Here is a 13554-nt window from a genome sequence, read left to right as displayed (position 1 = left end):
AGCAATCCCGGACGTAACCGCGTCGCCGGCACCGGGGATGCATTCTCGCGCACGCAAGGCACGATCCGTCTCGAAAGCGACTGGTCGCGCCATGAATTCTCCCTCGATCTGCGCGGCGGGTTCGATGCCTTTCGTCGCGATTCCGCCAATGACCGTCCCTCCGGCGATGCAAATGCGGCGCTGCGCCTCGACGCGACCACCGACACGCGAATCACCCTCGGCGCCCGCGGTGACCTCGACAGCGAGCGCCCCGGCGGGAGGGATATCGCCGATACGATCACCAACCGCACCACGATCATCGACTATGCCGGCAGCATCGCCCTCGATCATGAGCCGGGCCGGGTCCGGCTCGGCCTGCGCGGAACCGTGGGGCGTACCGAACATGCTTCCGGGCGCGGCACGGATGGACGGCAGATCAGCCAGCGCGAACGCGATCTCACCCGCTACGAGATCGCCGCGCGCGCCGGTTACGAGATCGCGCCCGGCTTCATTCCCTTCGCCGAGATCGCCCTCGATCGCCGCCGCTATGACCGCGCCGGTGCTGACGGGACCCGCCGCTCCTCGACCGGGCTGACCGGGCTTGTCGGTGCGCGGCTCGAACTGACCCGCCTCCTCACCGGCGAGATATCCGGCGGATATCAGCAACGCCGCCATGATGCTCCGGGGCGACGCGAACTGACCGGTTTCGTCGCCGATGCGGCGCTCGAATGGGAGATCACACCGATCACCCGGGTACGGGTCAACGGCTTCAGCCGCCTCGACGAGACGACGCGCGTTGGTGCGCGGGCGACGCGTGCCATGGGTATCGGATTTGATCTGGAGCATGCCCTGCGCCATCGCCTCCTTGCCCGCGCCTCCTATGCCCATGAGATCGCGCGCTTCGGTGGCGGCGGGCCGATCGAGCGCACGAACCGCGCCGGATTCGGACTTGACTATACGTTGAACCGCCATGGCGTCGTTTCCCTCGACTATCGCTGGGAGGGGCAGCGCAGCACGGAGCCCGCACGCGGCCATGATGCCAGCCTCTACCTTCTGGGCATGCGCCTGCGCTATTGATGCGCCCGGTGGTGCGATCAACGCATCGCTGTTGCGCCGCTCCCCGATCAGGGCGATGCTGTCGGTCGAAGGTGACGTTTCCGAATCGCCGTGTGAGGGTCAAGGCCGATGAAAACCATTCTGCTTCCCACCGCGCCGCATGATCTGATGCCGGCGACCCTGGAGACGGCATTGCGTTTCGCGCGCCAATGCGAGGCCTATATCGAAGGTTTTGCCCTGCGCCCGCCACTGGCCGAAATCGTCTCTGTCGACATGGTGATGGGTCTGACCTGGGCCGCCGACGAGCGCGGCGATGCCGAGGGCGAGGCACAGGCCCGCCAGATCTTCGAGGATTTCATGAAGGCCCATGACGTGCCGCGCGATGCAGGCGCCATGGGCAAGCTCTGCTGGCGCTGGAATGCCGATGTCCCCGCGGGCGACGAATTCGTCGGCAGCCATTCGCGCATCTTCGACGTCACGGTCCTTGGCAAGCCCGGCCAGCGCGCGGCGGGTCCGCGCATGGCGACGCTGGAAGCCGTCCTGTTCGAGGGCGGTCGCCCCGTCCTGATCGCGCCGGAAAAGCCGCCGGAGACGATCGGCGAGACCATCCTGATCGCCTGGAACGGCTCGACGGAAACCGCCCATGTCGTCGCCATGGCCATGCCGCTGCTCCATCGGGCGAAGCGCATCGTGGTGCTCACCGCCGAGGGGGCCGTGGTGCCCGGTCCTTCCGGCGACCAGCTCGCCAAGGCTCTGCGCCGCCACGGGCTGGATGTGGAAGCGGTCGCGCTGCAATCGGGCAAGGGGCATCCGGGGCAGGTTATTCTGGACCATGCCGAGAAAATCGGCTGCGACCTCCTGATCAAGGGCGCCTACACCCAAAGCCGCATCCGCCAGATGATCTTCGGCGGCGCCACCAGCCACATTCTGGCCAATGCCCGCATTCCGGTCTTCATGGCGCATTAGCGCGAGATGGTTTACCAAAACCCATGACGGCTTGAACTCTTCTGGCGGACATCAATCCCTCGGGGACCATTCCTCGAGGCGGCCCGAAACGCGGGCGTTTGTCCGATAACCTCTCGCAGTCGTAGAGGCGGGTTGACGCCTCGAGACTTATCCGGATGCGGGGATTCATAGTGGCAAGAAACGTCAAAGCGCCAGCGGGCCAATCCGTTTTCAGGCCCGGTCAGGAGTGCCCCGGCTTCCTGAGCCTCAGGGCAGGATCCATCCGCGTCACTCTGGCGGGTGCTTCCGGTCGGGAAGTGGTCCTCTATCGTGTGCGGCCGGGGGAAGTCTGCCTGCAAACATTTTCGTGCCTGATGGATGGTCGCGTTTACGGGGCTGAGGGCATCGTCGAAAGTGACATTGAAGGCGAAATGATACCGGCAGGAGAATTTCACCAGCGCCTTGAAGCCGACGAAGACTTTCGCCACGCCCTCATGGCGTCAGTTGCGCTGCGTTTTTCCGAATATCAGGAACTGGTTGAAGACATCGCCCTGACAGCTTTCGATGCGCGGCTGGCCAAGACTTTACTCAAGCTGGCAAATGACCTTGGAATCGTGCGTGCGTCCCACGCGGCGCTGGCAGCCGAGACTGCTTCCGGGCGCGCCTATGTAACGCGTCGGCTCAATGCATTTGCCAAACAGGGCTTCGTGGAGCAGCGGCACGAAGGCATTTTCATCGCCGACAGAAACGCGTTGGAACAGATTTTCGCAGATGCACGGTGACAAAGTCACCGTCGGAGGCGCCGTGAATGCGATAGAGTCCCGACCAGTCACATCCACAGGAGCAATAAAATGGCCAGGAATGAAGGAAATATCGATCGCGCCCTGCGCGTCATCGTCGGACTTGCACTGCTCTCCATCGTGTTCGTCGGCCCGCAGACGCTGTGGGGACTGATCGGGATAATCCCGCTTGCGACCGGCCTCGTCGGCATATGCCCGCTCTACGCGATGTTGGGAATCAGGACCTGCTCGATCAAGAGTTGAATGATTCGGCGTCATGCTGTCCGCCGGGCCGGGCCAGGAATTCCGGGGTCGACCAGACAATATCCGGCCGGCGATCCGAACCAGGGACGAAAGCCGTAGGCGGAGCATTCATACGCGCCCCCCGGTCCGAAGCCGACCGGGGGGCGCGTGGGTTATTTCGGCTGCATGCGCAGGGCGCCGTCGAGGCGCACGATTTCCCCGTTGAGCATGTCGTTGTCGATGAACGCACCGACGAGCTTGGCGTATTCCTCCGGCTTGCCGAGCCGCGAGGGGAAGGGCACGTTGGCTTCCAGCGCCTTGCGGTATTCCTCGGTGATGCTCTCGAACATCGGCGTATGGAACAGGCCGGGCAGGATCGTCATCACGCGAATGCCGGAGGTGGAGAGATCGCGCGCCATGGGCAGGGTGAGGCCGACCACGCCGGCCTTGGAGGCGGCATAGGCGGCCTGGCCGATCTGGCCGTCCTGGGCAGCGACGGAGGCAGTCATCACGATCACGCCGCGCCCGCCATCCTCGGTGATCGGGTTGAGCACGGCCATGCCGGCAGCGGCGCGGGCGCTGGCGGCAAAGGTGCCGACCAGATTGATCTGCACGGTCTTTGCGAAGCTCGCCATGTCGTGCGGCACGAGTTCGCCGGTCTCGCGCTTCTTCGATACCGTGCGCTTGCCAGGCGCCACGCCGGCGCAATTGACCAGCACGCGCTCGATGCCGTGCGCGGCACGGGCGCGGGCAAAGCCGGCTTCGAGGGAAGCGTCGTCGGTGACGTCGACCTTCACGAACAGCCCGCCGATATCCCTGGCGATGGCTTCGCCGCGCTCTTCGTTGAGGTCGAACAGGGTGACCTTCACCCCGTGTCCGGCCAGCATGCGCGCGGTGCCTTCGCCGAGGCCGGATGCGCCGCCGGTCACGATTGCCGCCATGGTGTTGTCGAGTTTCATGATCATCCTCCGAAAGTGTCTTTATGCTCCCGCTATCGGCGGCCTGCGCGGTTTTGTCCAGTCGGTGAGATGCGGATAAGGCGGTGCGAGCGCGCGGTTTCGGCGGCGGCGTCAACCATCCGTTTACCAAGTTTGGGGATTCTGCCGGCATGAGCATCATCCGCACCGCCATCAGCGCTCTCGCGCTTTCCGCCATCCTCGCGATACCCGCCGCCGTGAGCGTCGTCGCGCAGCCGGATTACCGCGCCTGTTTCAGCCAGCTTCGCGGCCAGGCCCAGCAGGCCGGGGTCACGGCTGCGACCTTCGACCGGGTGATGGGCTCTGTCTCACCCGATCGCGAGGTGCTGAAGTTTCTCGATCGCCAGCCGGAATTTCGCACCCCGATCTGGGATTACCTGGCCGGGCTCGTCGATGAGGAACGCGTCGAGGACGGTCGGCGCATGATGCGACGCCATCAGCGCGAACTCGCCACCGCCGAAGAGCGTTTCGACGTCCCCGCCACCGTGATCGCCGCGATCTGGGGGGTCGAATCGAATTACGGGCAGAACATGGGCAAGCGCCCGCTGCTCGAATCACTCTCCGCACTCGCCTGCGAGGGCCGCAGGCAGAGCTTCTTTCGCAGCGAGCTGGTCTCGACCCTGCGCATCATCCAGAATGGCGACATCCCGGTTTCCGACCTGCGCGGCTCCTGGGCCGGCGCTTTCGGCCAGACCCAGTTCATCCCCTCCACCTTCCTGCGCGTCGCCGTGGACATGACCGGCGACGGGCGTCGCGACATCATCAATTCGGTGGCCGATGCGCTGGGCTCGACGGCGGCCTATCTGTCGCGCTCGCGCTGGCAATCAGGCCTGCGCTGGGGCTACGAAGTGAGGTTGCCGAGCGGCTTCGACACCTCCCTGGCAGGCCGCGACAAGAAGCGCGACATCGATTTCTGGCGCCAGCGCGGCGTGCGCACGATGGACGGCTCGACCCTCCCCGGTTCCGGCGTGCGCGCCGTGCTGCTGCCCGCCGGAATCGAGGGCCCGGCCTTCCTGGTCTCGCGCAATTTTGACGCGATCTTCTCCTATAATCACGCTGAATCCTACGCGCTCGCCATCGCGCTGCTGGCCGATCGCATCGCCGGCCTGCCCGGGATCCAGACCCCTTGGCCGACAGACGATCCGCCCCTGTCGCGGGCCGAGCGTCGCGAGGTGCAGGAGCGCCTGATCCGCGCCGGCTACGATATCGGCGATGTCGACGGCATCATCGGCTCGAAAACCCGCGCGGCCGTGCGCGACATGCAGCAACGGCTCGGCATGGAAGCCACGGGCCGCGCTGGCGGGAAACTGTTGCAGGCGATGCGGGGGCGGTGATCCGCCGCTCACATCACCACTTCGATCAGGAACGGCCCTTCATGGGCCAGCCCCTCGCGGAAGGCGGCGGCGAATTCGGGGACGGTTTCGACGCGCCGTGCCGTGACGCCGAGACCTTCAGCAACGCTCACCCAGTCGATGGCAGGGTGGTCGAGGGAGAGCATGTCGCGCGCCTTGGGTCCGGGATTCTCCGCGCCGACATTGGCGAGCTCGCCGTTGAGGATGGCATAGGAGCGGTTCGACCAGATGCAGTTGAGGATGTTGAGCTTCTCGCGCGCCTGCGTCCACAGCCCCTGTACCGTATACATGCCCGAGCCATCCGCCTCGAGCGCGATCACCTGCCGGTCCGGGCAGGCAATCGCCGCGCCGGTGGCGAGCGGAATGCCCACACCGATGGCGCCGCCGGTGAGCTGCAACCAGTCATGCGGCGGCGCGCCGGCAGTGGCGGGGAAGAAGTTGCGGCCTGTCGTCACCGATTCGTCGGTGATGATGGCATTTTCCGGGATCAGCGCGCCGAGTACCAGCGCGATCGAGGCCGGATCGAGCGGGCCGTCCTCGGGAATCTCCGGGCGATGCGCCGGGGTGAGATCGGGTGTGGCATCGCCTGCCACCTTCCCGGCGAGCCGCGCCAGCGCATCCGCCTGATCCTGGGTGATATCGGCCAGAAGATGGATCTCGCAGCTTTCGGGAGCCAGTCGGGAGGGCTTGCCCGGATAGCCGAAGAAACCGACCGGGTCCTTTGCGCCCACCAGCACGATATGCTTGAAACCCTCGAGCTTCTCCACGGCCTGATCGACCGGATAGGGAATGCGGTCCACCGCGACACGCCCGGCCCCGCGCTCCATGCGCGCATTCGAGGTCTGCGCCATCACATGCTGGCCGGTGCCGCGCGCGATCCGCGAGGCGTCTTCGAGCGGCCGCGCCCGCACCGCCCTGTCGCCGAGCAGCAACAGCGTCTTCTCGCCGGAGGTGAGAATTGCCGCAATGGCGTCTATCACCGCCTCGTCGACCGTCTCGCGTTCCGGGATCGCCGGCACTGTCGCGACCGGCCCGCCCTCGCTCCAGGCGGTATCGGCGGGCAGGATCAGCGTGGCGATCTGGCCCGGCGCGGTCTGCGCGGCGGCGATCGCCTCGGCACCGTCGGCAGCGACGTCCCGCGAGGAGCGCGAGGTCTTCATCCAGGGCGAATATTGCCGCGCCAGCATCTCGATATCGGCGGTGAGCGGCGCGTCGTGTTCGAGGTGGTAGGTGGCGTGCTCGCCAACCACGTTGATCATGGGCGAGCGCGCCCGCGAGGCATTGTGAATATTGGCCAGCCCGTTGGCCAGGCCGGGGCCGAGATGCAAAAGCGTCGCGGCGGGCTTCTCCGCCATGCGCGCATAGCCGTCGGCGGCGCCGGTCACCACCCCCTCGAACAGGCAGAGCACGCAGCGTATGCCGTCCACCCGGTCGAGGGCCGCGACGAAATGCATCTCGGACGTGCCGGGATTGGCGAAACAGACTTCCACATCCCCCGCAACCAGCGTGCGGACCAGACTCTCGGCACCGTTCATGGATGAATTCCCCTCAAAGACTTAGCGCATCGTTTCGTCAGGTCGGGCGCTGGCGCGAGAGTGCCACGGGCGCCGCCACCGGCACAATCGGATCAAGGCTCGCGAAGCGACAAGCCGGTTTTGGTCTTTTGCGCGGGAGGGGGTGCAGTTGATCCGGAAACGACGATGCCGGCGCGTGGCCGGCATCGTGCTTGATCAGACGGTTGGGTCGATATCGCTCAGAAGAAGGCCTGCAGGCCGGTCTGGGCGCGACCCAGGATCAGCGCATGAACGTCGTGCGTGCCCTCGTAGGTGTTCACCGTCTCCAGGTTCTGGGCATGGCGCATGACCATGTATTCTTCCGAGATGCCGTTGCCGCCGTGCATGTCGCGGGCCATGCGGGCGATGTCGAGGGCCTTGCCGCAATTGTTGCGCTTGACCAGCGAGATCATCTCCGGCGCCGCGCGTCCCTCATCCATCAGGCGACCGACGCGCAGCGAGCCCTGCAGGCCCAGCGTGATCTCGGTCTGCATGTCGGCGAGCTTCTTCTGCACCAGCTGCGTCTGCGCCAGCGGTCGCCCGAACTGCTTGCGGTCGAGGGTGTATTGACGCCCGCGGAACCAGCAATCCTCCGCAGCCCCCATCACGCCCCAGGAAATGCCGTAGCGGGCACGGTTGAGGCAGCCAAACGGGCCCTTCAGGCCCGACACGTTGGGCAGCAGCGCATCTTCACCGACCTCGACGCCGTCCATCACGATCTCGCCGGTGATCGATGCGCGCAGGCTGAGCTTGCCGCCGATCTTGGGCGCGGAGAGGCCCTTCATGCCCTTCTCCAGCACGAAGCCGCGAATCGCGCCGTCATGGGCTTCCGACTTCGCCCAGACGACGAAGACATCGGCGATGGGCGAGTTCGAGATCCACATCTTCGAACCGGAGATGACGTAACCGCCATCGACCTTCTTCGCCACCGTCTTCATGCCGCCGGGATCGGAGCCGGCATCCGGCTCGGTGAGGCCGAAGCAGCCGACATATTCGCCGCTGGCGAGCTTGGGCAGGTACTTCTTGCGCTGGTTCTCGTCGCCATAGGCGTAGATCGGATACATCACCAGCGAGGATTGCACGCTCATCATCGAGCGATAGCCCGAATCGATCCGCTCCACCTCGCGCGCCACGAGCCCATAGGCGACATAGCCGGCACCGACGCCGCCATATTCCTCGGGTATGGTGACGCCGAGCAGGCCGAGCTCGCCCATTTCGTTGAAGATCTCGCGGTCGGTCTTCTCCTGCGCGTAGGCTTCGAGCACGCGCGGCAGGAGCTTCTCCTGACAATAGGCATGCGCCGTGTCGCGGATCATGCGCTCGTCATCGGTGAGCTGATCTTCGAGCAGGAACGCATCGTCCCACTTGAAGCTTGCCTGGGCCGGCGCGTCCTTGGGAGTGGTTTGCGGTAGAGCCATGGTCCGGTTTCCTTCTTCTTGATCCTCGTCGCGCTCTCCGGCGCGTCATTTCCCTCGCCCTCGATCTCTTCGCTCAAGCAGGAGAGGCCCGGGCGAGGCCATCTGTCATCGTGTTCCTCGACCTGCGCATATAAGCCATCCGGGCTTTGAAACCAGCCTCGCGACCGCTGTCATTTCCAGGAACGAGCCAAGCAACCGTGCGCCGACATGCGTGGGAACCACAGATGCCCTACCCGCTTGCCGACCGCTTTGGATGATGTCGGCGGGAAGGTCGATGCGGTCGAGAGCGTGGTGCGCCTCAACAGGTACTGAACGGGTCTCCATGGTTCCTCGAACGCTTTCCTGTTCCGGCAAAGTCGGCGTCAAAATCCGCGTTTTGCGTATCATGCGCAATACAATTCTTCACAATACGCCCTGCGAAACATCCGCGCGGCGTCGTGCGGGAAGAAAGCAGGGATGCACGCATGGGCGATTTCCGCAGGAAACGCCGTCGGTACGGTTGTCACCAACGCGCCCGGCGGCTATGGCGTAACGCGCAAGCGATGATCGGCGCGTGGCGCCGTCAGCCGGGGAATACATCCATGAAAGCGCGCGTCACCGTCACCTTGAAGAACGGGGTTCTCGATCCGCAGGGCAAGGCGATCGAGGGGGCCCTCAAATCCCTCGACATTGCCGGGGTGAATTCGGTGCGCCAGGGCAAGGTCTTCGATATCGAGATCGATGCGGCAGATGCCGATGCGGCCCGCGCCACGCTGGAACAGGCCTGCGAGCGGCTGCTCGCCAATACCGTGATCGAGAATTACCGCATCGAGCTCGTCTGAGCCGTCGATCGCCGCGAGGAGCGAGGCCATGCGCGCCGCCATCATCACATTTCCCGGTTCCAATCGCGACGGTGACGTCGACCGCGCCCTGCGACAGGCGGGCGCCGAGACGTTTTCCGTCTGGCATGGCGATGACGCGCTGCCGCCAGGAACCGATCTTGCCGTCCTGCCGGGTGGCTTTTCCTACGGGGATTATCTGCGATGCGGAGCCATTGCGGCGCGCTCGCCGGCCATGGATGCGGTGCGCGCGCATGCCGCACGCGGCGGGTTGGTGCTCGGCATCTGCAACGGATTTCAGATGTTGTGCGAATCGGGGCTGCTGCCGGGCGTGCTGATGCGTAATGCGCAGCTGCGTTTCATCTGCCGCCGACAGCATCTGCGGGTCGAGCGCAACGACACGGCCTTCACCTCGGCCTACGCACAAGGCGAGGTGATCGATGTCTGCGTGGCCCATGGCGAAGGTAATTACGTCGCCGATCCCGAGACACTCGCCCGGCTCGAGGGCGACGGACGCGTGGCGTTCCGCTATTGTGACGCGCATGGTGAGGTCACCGATGCAGCCAATTGCAACGGCTCGCTAAACGCGATTGCGGGAATTTACTCTCGCGGCTTCAACGTGCTCGGCATGATGCCGCATCCGGAGAATCTGATAGACCCGCTTATCGGTGGAACCGACGGAGCGGGCCTGTTCGCGAGCCTGTGCCGCGCGAAGGCTGACGCCGCCTGAAGGCGACGCCGGCTTCCTCTCGGATCAGCCGACGAGACGCACCGTATCACGGCGCTCTTCGCGCGACGGACAGCTGATCATGAAGCGCAGATCGTCATAATCGCGATCCGAGCGGCCCCACTGGGGCGGACGATCCTCGAGCCCGATGAAGAGGTAATAGCCTTCACGACAACCCTGCTCTTCGCGTGCCGGGTTACGGTCGCGGCCACGAATATCGGGAATGATGCCACCTTCGCTCTCGACACGGCATTCCTCCCGCGTTCGGCAGAGTATGGTTTCGAGGATATTCACTTCAAAGTTGAAGCTGAAGGCTTCGGGGGCTTCGGCATCACGGGTCGTATCGCTGTAGAACTCGTAGATGCGCGCGCGCGCCGAGCCACGCAGGCCCGGATCGCGATTGGCACCGCGCGTGTTGCGCATCATGTAGCTGACTTCTTCATCCGTGGCACAATCGACATCAATCGCTTCCGCCGGCTCGAATCCGCCGAATCGATCGTTATCAGCGACCTTGACGAAGTCCATTCGCTCCTGGCGCGCATACGGATCCGGATCAACCGGCCCGAGGCGTTCATCGGTGGCGGGATTGTAGCAATATGCGAAAAGCTCGTTGAAATCGGCCGCGTCCGAGTTCAGCACCTCGAAGATATTCTCCGTTGCCCGGGTTTGGACCCGCCCCTCGGCGATCGCCGTCACGCCCACATCGAGATTGGGACGCAGCACCGCACCGATCGTCATCGGCAGCACCGCATCCGAGGTCACGCGCACGCGATTGATACCGATCCATTCGGCGGAGACGCTGATACCCTCCAGCTCGGCGCGATGGTAGAAATTGCCCATGAAGGTCTGCTCGATATCGAGCTGCCGCCCTTCCTGACGCGCCATCACCGCCTGCAGAGCTGTCGAATCCGCTGCATTCTGCATCGCGGCACGCACGTCCGTGGCGCGGCTGAAATCCATCGCGAAGCCGGCAAAGGCGAAGATCGGGATCACGGCAAGACCGAAAATCAGAGCAACTCCGCCGTTTTCGTCTCGCGCTGCGCGTGTGATCAGGGACATCGGCATTCTCCACACAATGTTTCGCATTTGTGGAAAATGTGAGCGATTTACGTGCCATTTACTTTGTTTCGATGCGGCACGGATTCGAACGTTCTACCGTGGGTTGGCAATCCATGGGTGTTTCATTTTAACAACCTGCACCAGCATGACGCAGGCACGCCTTGATTGTGGCATGGGCCGCACATTCCCCGTTTCCCGCCTGCGGCGTTGCGCTTGGCCATGTGACGGGCTATGGCCTTGTCGCATCAGCGAGCAGGCGAGGCGAGCATGACCGGCGACACCTTCACGATCACCCCGGAACTGGTGCAGGAGCACGGGCTCAAGCCCGATGAATATGTGCGCTTCACCGCCCTGATCGGGCGCGAGCCGACCCTGACCGAGCTCGGCATCGTCTCGGCCATGTGGAACGAGCACTGCTCCTACAAATCCTCGCGCAAGCACCTGCGCGGCTTGCCCACCAGTGCGCCATGGGTGATCCAGGGGCCGGGCGAGAATGCCGGCGTGATCGATATCGGCGACGGGCTGGCCTGCATCTTCAAGATGGAGAGCCACAACCATCCGAGCTTCATCGAGCCCTATCAGGGCGCGGCGACGGGTGTCGGCGGCATCCTGCGCGATGTGTTTACCATGGGTGCGCGCCCCATCGCCGCGCTCAACGCGCTGCGTTTCGGCTCCCCCGATCACCCGAAGACCCGCCATCTCGTCTCCGGCGTGGTGCACGGGATCGGCGGTTACGGCAATTCCTTCGGCGTGCCGACTGTGGGCGGATCCGTCGGGTTCCATTCGCGCTACGACGGCAACATCCTCGTCAATGCCATGGCGGTAGGCCTCGCGAAGACCGACGAGATCTTCTACGCCAAGGCCACGGGCGTGGGGAATCCGATTGTCTATCTCGGCTCCAAGACCGGGCGCGACGGCATCCACGGCGCCACCATGGCCTCGGCCAGTTTCGACGAATCAGCCGAGGAAAAACGGCCCACCGTGCAGGTCGGCGACCCGTTTGCCGAAAAACTCCTGCTCGAAGCCTGCCTCGAACTGATGAAGTCCGGCGCCGTCATTGCCATCCAGGACATGGGCGCCGCCGGACTGACCTCCTCGTCCGTGGAGATGGGTGCCAAGGGCAATCTCGGCATCGCGCTCGATCTCGACGCGGTGCCCTGCCGCGAGGAGGGCATGAGCGCCTATGAAATGATGCTCTCCGAAAGCCAGGAGCGCATGCTGATGGTGCTCGAGCCCGGCATGGAGGACGAGGCGCAGGCCATTTTCCGCAAATGGGAGCTCGATTTTGCCATTATCGGCAAGACCACCGACACGCTGCGTTTCGTCGTGAAGCACAAGGGCCGGATCGAGGCGGATCTGCCGATCAAGGAACTCGGCGACGAGGCGCCGGTCTATGATCGCCCCCACACCCCGACACCGCCGCGCCCGGTGATCACGGCCTCCGAGGTCAAGCCTCCCCTGCGTGATCTGGAGGCGCTGCTCGAGCTTCTAAACACGCCGGATCTGTCCTCGAAGCGCTGGGTATTCGAACAATACGACCACCTCATCCTCGGCAATACCGTGCAGACGCCGGGTGGCGACGCTGCAATCGTGCGCGTCGAGGACGGGCCGAAGGGGCTCGCGCTCACCACCGACGTCACGCCCCGCTATTGCGAGGCCGATCCGGTCGAGGGCGGCAAACAGGCGGTGGCGGAAGCCTATCGCAACATCTGCGCCGTGGGCGGCACCCCGCTGGCCATCACCGACAATCTGAATTTCGGCAATCCCGAGCGCCCGCATTTCATGGGGCAGCTCGTCGGCTGCATCCGGGGCATTGGCGAGGCCTGCGCCGCGCTCGATTTCCCCGTCGTCTCGGGCAATGTCTCGCTCTACAATGAGACGAACGAGATCGGCATCCTGCCCACGCCCACCATCGGCGGGGTGGGTCTTCTCGATGATTGCACCCGCCACGCCACGATCGGCTTTCGACGCGATGACGACGTCATCCTCCTGATCGGCGAAACTGCGGGCTGGCTCGGTGCCTCGACCTATCTCGCGGAGATCTGCGGACGCGAAGAGGGCGCACCGCCGCCCGTCGATCTGGAGCGCGAGCGCGCCCATGGCGGCTTCGTGCGCGCCGCGATCGCCGCCGGGCGGCTGGATACGGTGCACGACATCTCCGATGGCGGGCTTGCGGTGGCTCTGGCCGAGATGGCCATGGCCGGCAATATGGGGGCGAGCATCGACACTCTGCCTGACGGGCCTTCCCACGCCATGCTGTTCGGCGAGGATCAGGGCCGCTATCTCCTCGCCCTGCCCGAAGATGCGGCGGAGCGCGTGATGGCGGATGCCCAGAGCGCAGGAATTTTCGTCATGAAACTGGGCCGATCCGGCGGAGATGCGTTGATTCTGCCCGACGGTCAGGCCATATCTGTGACAGCGCTGAAACAAGCGCATGAGAGCTGGCTGCCTGATTACATGGCAGCCGAACCGGCCTGAGGAGAGTATCGCCCATGCCCATGGAAGCCCGCGACATCGAGACGATGATCAAGGAAGCCATACCGGATGCCACGGTCGAGATCCGCGATCTTGCCGGGGACGGCGATCACTACGCCGCAACGGTGACCTCGGCCGCATTCAAGGGCAAGAGCCGGGTGCAGCAGCACCAG

13 protein-coding genes are annotated in these 13554 nt (G+C 64.7%); 9 read left to right on the top strand and 4 right to left on the bottom strand.

Annotation, left to right across the window (positions count from 1 at the left end):
* The 4 genes from VKP01_RS08780 to VKP01_RS08765 all read left to right on the top strand — a co-directional run.
* On the top strand, nucleotides 1-1056 hold a 1056-nt coding region (locus VKP01_RS08780), incomplete at its 5' end, for an outer membrane beta-barrel protein (RefSeq protein WP_324411770.1).
* A gap of 108 nt (nucleotides 1057-1164) precedes the next feature.
* Nucleotides 1165-2001: a universal stress protein gene (locus tag VKP01_RS08775; protein ID WP_324411769.1), complete on the top strand. Its 837-nt coding sequence runs from the start codon at nucleotides 1165-1167 to the stop codon at nucleotides 1999-2001.
* Between the two features lie 170 nt (nucleotides 2002-2171).
* Nucleotides 2172-2762 carry a Crp/Fnr family transcriptional regulator gene (locus VKP01_RS08770; RefSeq protein WP_324411768.1) on the top strand — a complete coding sequence of 197 codons (591 nt, stop codon included), beginning with the start codon at nucleotides 2172-2174 and terminating at the stop codon, nucleotides 2760-2762.
* A gap of 69 nt (nucleotides 2763-2831) precedes the next feature.
* A complete protein-coding gene (locus VKP01_RS08765; protein ID WP_324411767.1) occupies nucleotides 2832-3023 on the top strand; it encodes a DUF2892 domain-containing protein in 192 nt (63 codons plus the stop codon).
* Nucleotides 3024-3175: 152 nt separating this feature from the next.
* Here VKP01_RS08765 and VKP01_RS08760 read toward each other — a convergent pair whose 3' ends face one another.
* The gene (locus VKP01_RS08760; protein ID WP_324411766.1) at nucleotides 3176-3961 is read right to left on the bottom strand and encodes an SDR family NAD(P)-dependent oxidoreductase; all 786 of its coding nucleotides are present in this window, start codon (nucleotides 3959-3961) and stop codon (nucleotides 3176-3178) included.
* A gap of 149 nt (nucleotides 3962-4110) precedes the next feature.
* Here VKP01_RS08760 and VKP01_RS08755 point away from each other — a divergent pair, with 149 nt between their 5' ends.
* Nucleotides 4111-5313, top strand: coding sequence for a lytic murein transglycosylase (locus VKP01_RS08755; RefSeq protein WP_324411765.1), 1203 nt, complete (start codon nucleotides 4111-4113; stop codon nucleotides 5311-5313).
* An 8-nt stretch (nucleotides 5314-5321) separates the two neighbouring features.
* Here VKP01_RS08755 and VKP01_RS08750 read toward each other — a convergent pair whose 3' ends face one another.
* Together VKP01_RS08750 and VKP01_RS08745 are read right to left on the bottom strand one after the other, a co-directional pair.
* Complete coding sequence (locus tag VKP01_RS08750) at nucleotides 5322-6866, bottom strand: acetolactate synthase large subunit (protein WP_324411764.1); 1545 nt, start codon at nucleotides 6864-6866, stop codon at nucleotides 5322-5324.
* A 218-nt stretch (nucleotides 6867-7084) separates the two neighbouring features.
* The gene (locus VKP01_RS08745; protein ID WP_324411763.1) at nucleotides 7085-8302 is read right to left on the bottom strand and encodes an acyl-CoA dehydrogenase; all 1218 of its coding nucleotides are present in this window, start codon (nucleotides 8300-8302) and stop codon (nucleotides 7085-7087) included.
* A gap of 581 nt (nucleotides 8303-8883) precedes the next feature.
* On the opposite strand from VKP01_RS08745, the gene purS reads away from it, so the two are divergent.
* Nucleotides 8884-9123, top strand: a complete 240-nt coding sequence (purS, locus tag VKP01_RS08740; protein WP_324411762.1) for a phosphoribosylformylglycinamidine synthase subunit PurS — start codon at nucleotides 8884-8886, stop codon at nucleotides 9121-9123.
* Between the two features lie 28 nt (nucleotides 9124-9151).
* Nucleotides 9152-9850 carry a phosphoribosylformylglycinamidine synthase subunit PurQ gene (gene purQ / locus VKP01_RS08735; RefSeq protein ID WP_324411761.1) on the top strand — a complete coding sequence of 233 codons (699 nt, stop codon included), beginning with the start codon at nucleotides 9152-9154 and terminating at the stop codon, nucleotides 9848-9850.
* 24 nt (nucleotides 9851-9874) lie between these two features.
* On the opposite strand, the gene VKP01_RS08730 is transcribed toward purQ, so the two are convergent.
* Nucleotides 9875-10906 carry a TadE/TadG family type IV pilus assembly protein gene (locus tag VKP01_RS08730; protein ID WP_324411760.1) on the bottom strand — a complete coding sequence of 344 codons (1032 nt, stop codon included), beginning with the start codon at nucleotides 10904-10906 and terminating at the stop codon, nucleotides 9875-9877.
* Between the two features lie 267 nt (nucleotides 10907-11173).
* Between VKP01_RS08730 and purL the strand changes: the two genes are divergently transcribed.
* On the top strand, nucleotides 11174-13384 hold the full coding sequence (gene purL / locus VKP01_RS08725; protein ID WP_324411759.1) for a phosphoribosylformylglycinamidine synthase subunit PurL: 2211 nt from the start codon (nucleotides 11174-11176) through the stop codon (nucleotides 13382-13384).
* Between the two features lie 14 nt (nucleotides 13385-13398).
* A partial coding sequence (locus VKP01_RS08720) for a BolA family transcriptional regulator (protein WP_324411771.1) occupies nucleotides 13399-13554 on the top strand: 156 nt, incomplete at its 3' end.

The sequence above is a fragment of the Saliniramus sp. genome (genome assembly GCF_035311605.1).
GTDB lineage: Bacteria > Pseudomonadota > Alphaproteobacteria > Rhizobiales > Beijerinckiaceae > Saliniramus.
The sequence above is the reverse complement of the archived record's forward strand: the minus strand, read 5'-3'. Positions and strand labels throughout refer to the sequence as shown.

Excerpts from the sequence above, each read along its gene's own strand:
- purL (WP_324411759.1), top strand. The coding sequence starts at position 11,174 with ATGACCGGCGACACCTTCACGATCACCCCGGAACTGGTGCAGGAGCAC.
- VKP01_RS08745 (WP_324411763.1), bottom strand. The coding sequence starts at position 8,302 with ATGGCTCTACCGCAAACCACTCCCAAGGACGCGCCGGCCCAGGCAAGC.
- VKP01_RS08730 (WP_324411760.1), bottom strand. The coding sequence starts at position 10,906 with ATGTCCCTGATCACACGCGCAGCGCGAGACGAAAACGGCGGAGTTGCT.
- purS (WP_324411762.1), top strand. The coding sequence starts at position 8,884 with ATGAAAGCGCGCGTCACCGTCACCTTGAAGAACGGGGTTCTCGATCCG.
- VKP01_RS08750 (WP_324411764.1), bottom strand. The coding sequence starts at position 6,866 with ATGAACGGTGCCGAGAGTCTGGTCCGCACGCTGGTTGCGGGGGATGTG.
- VKP01_RS08760 (WP_324411766.1), bottom strand. The coding sequence starts at position 3,961 with ATGAAACTCGACAACACCATGGCGGCAATCGTGACCGGCGGCGCATCC.
- VKP01_RS08775 (WP_324411769.1), top strand. The coding sequence starts at position 1,165 with ATGAAAACCATTCTGCTTCCCACCGCGCCGCATGATCTGATGCCGGCG.
- VKP01_RS08755 (WP_324411765.1), top strand. The coding sequence starts at position 4,111 with ATGAGCATCATCCGCACCGCCATCAGCGCTCTCGCGCTTTCCGCCATC.
- purQ (WP_324411761.1), top strand. The coding sequence starts at position 9,152 with ATGCGCGCCGCCATCATCACATTTCCCGGTTCCAATCGCGACGGTGAC.
- VKP01_RS08765 (WP_324411767.1), top strand. The coding sequence starts at position 2,832 with ATGGCCAGGAATGAAGGAAATATCGATCGCGCCCTGCGCGTCATCGTC.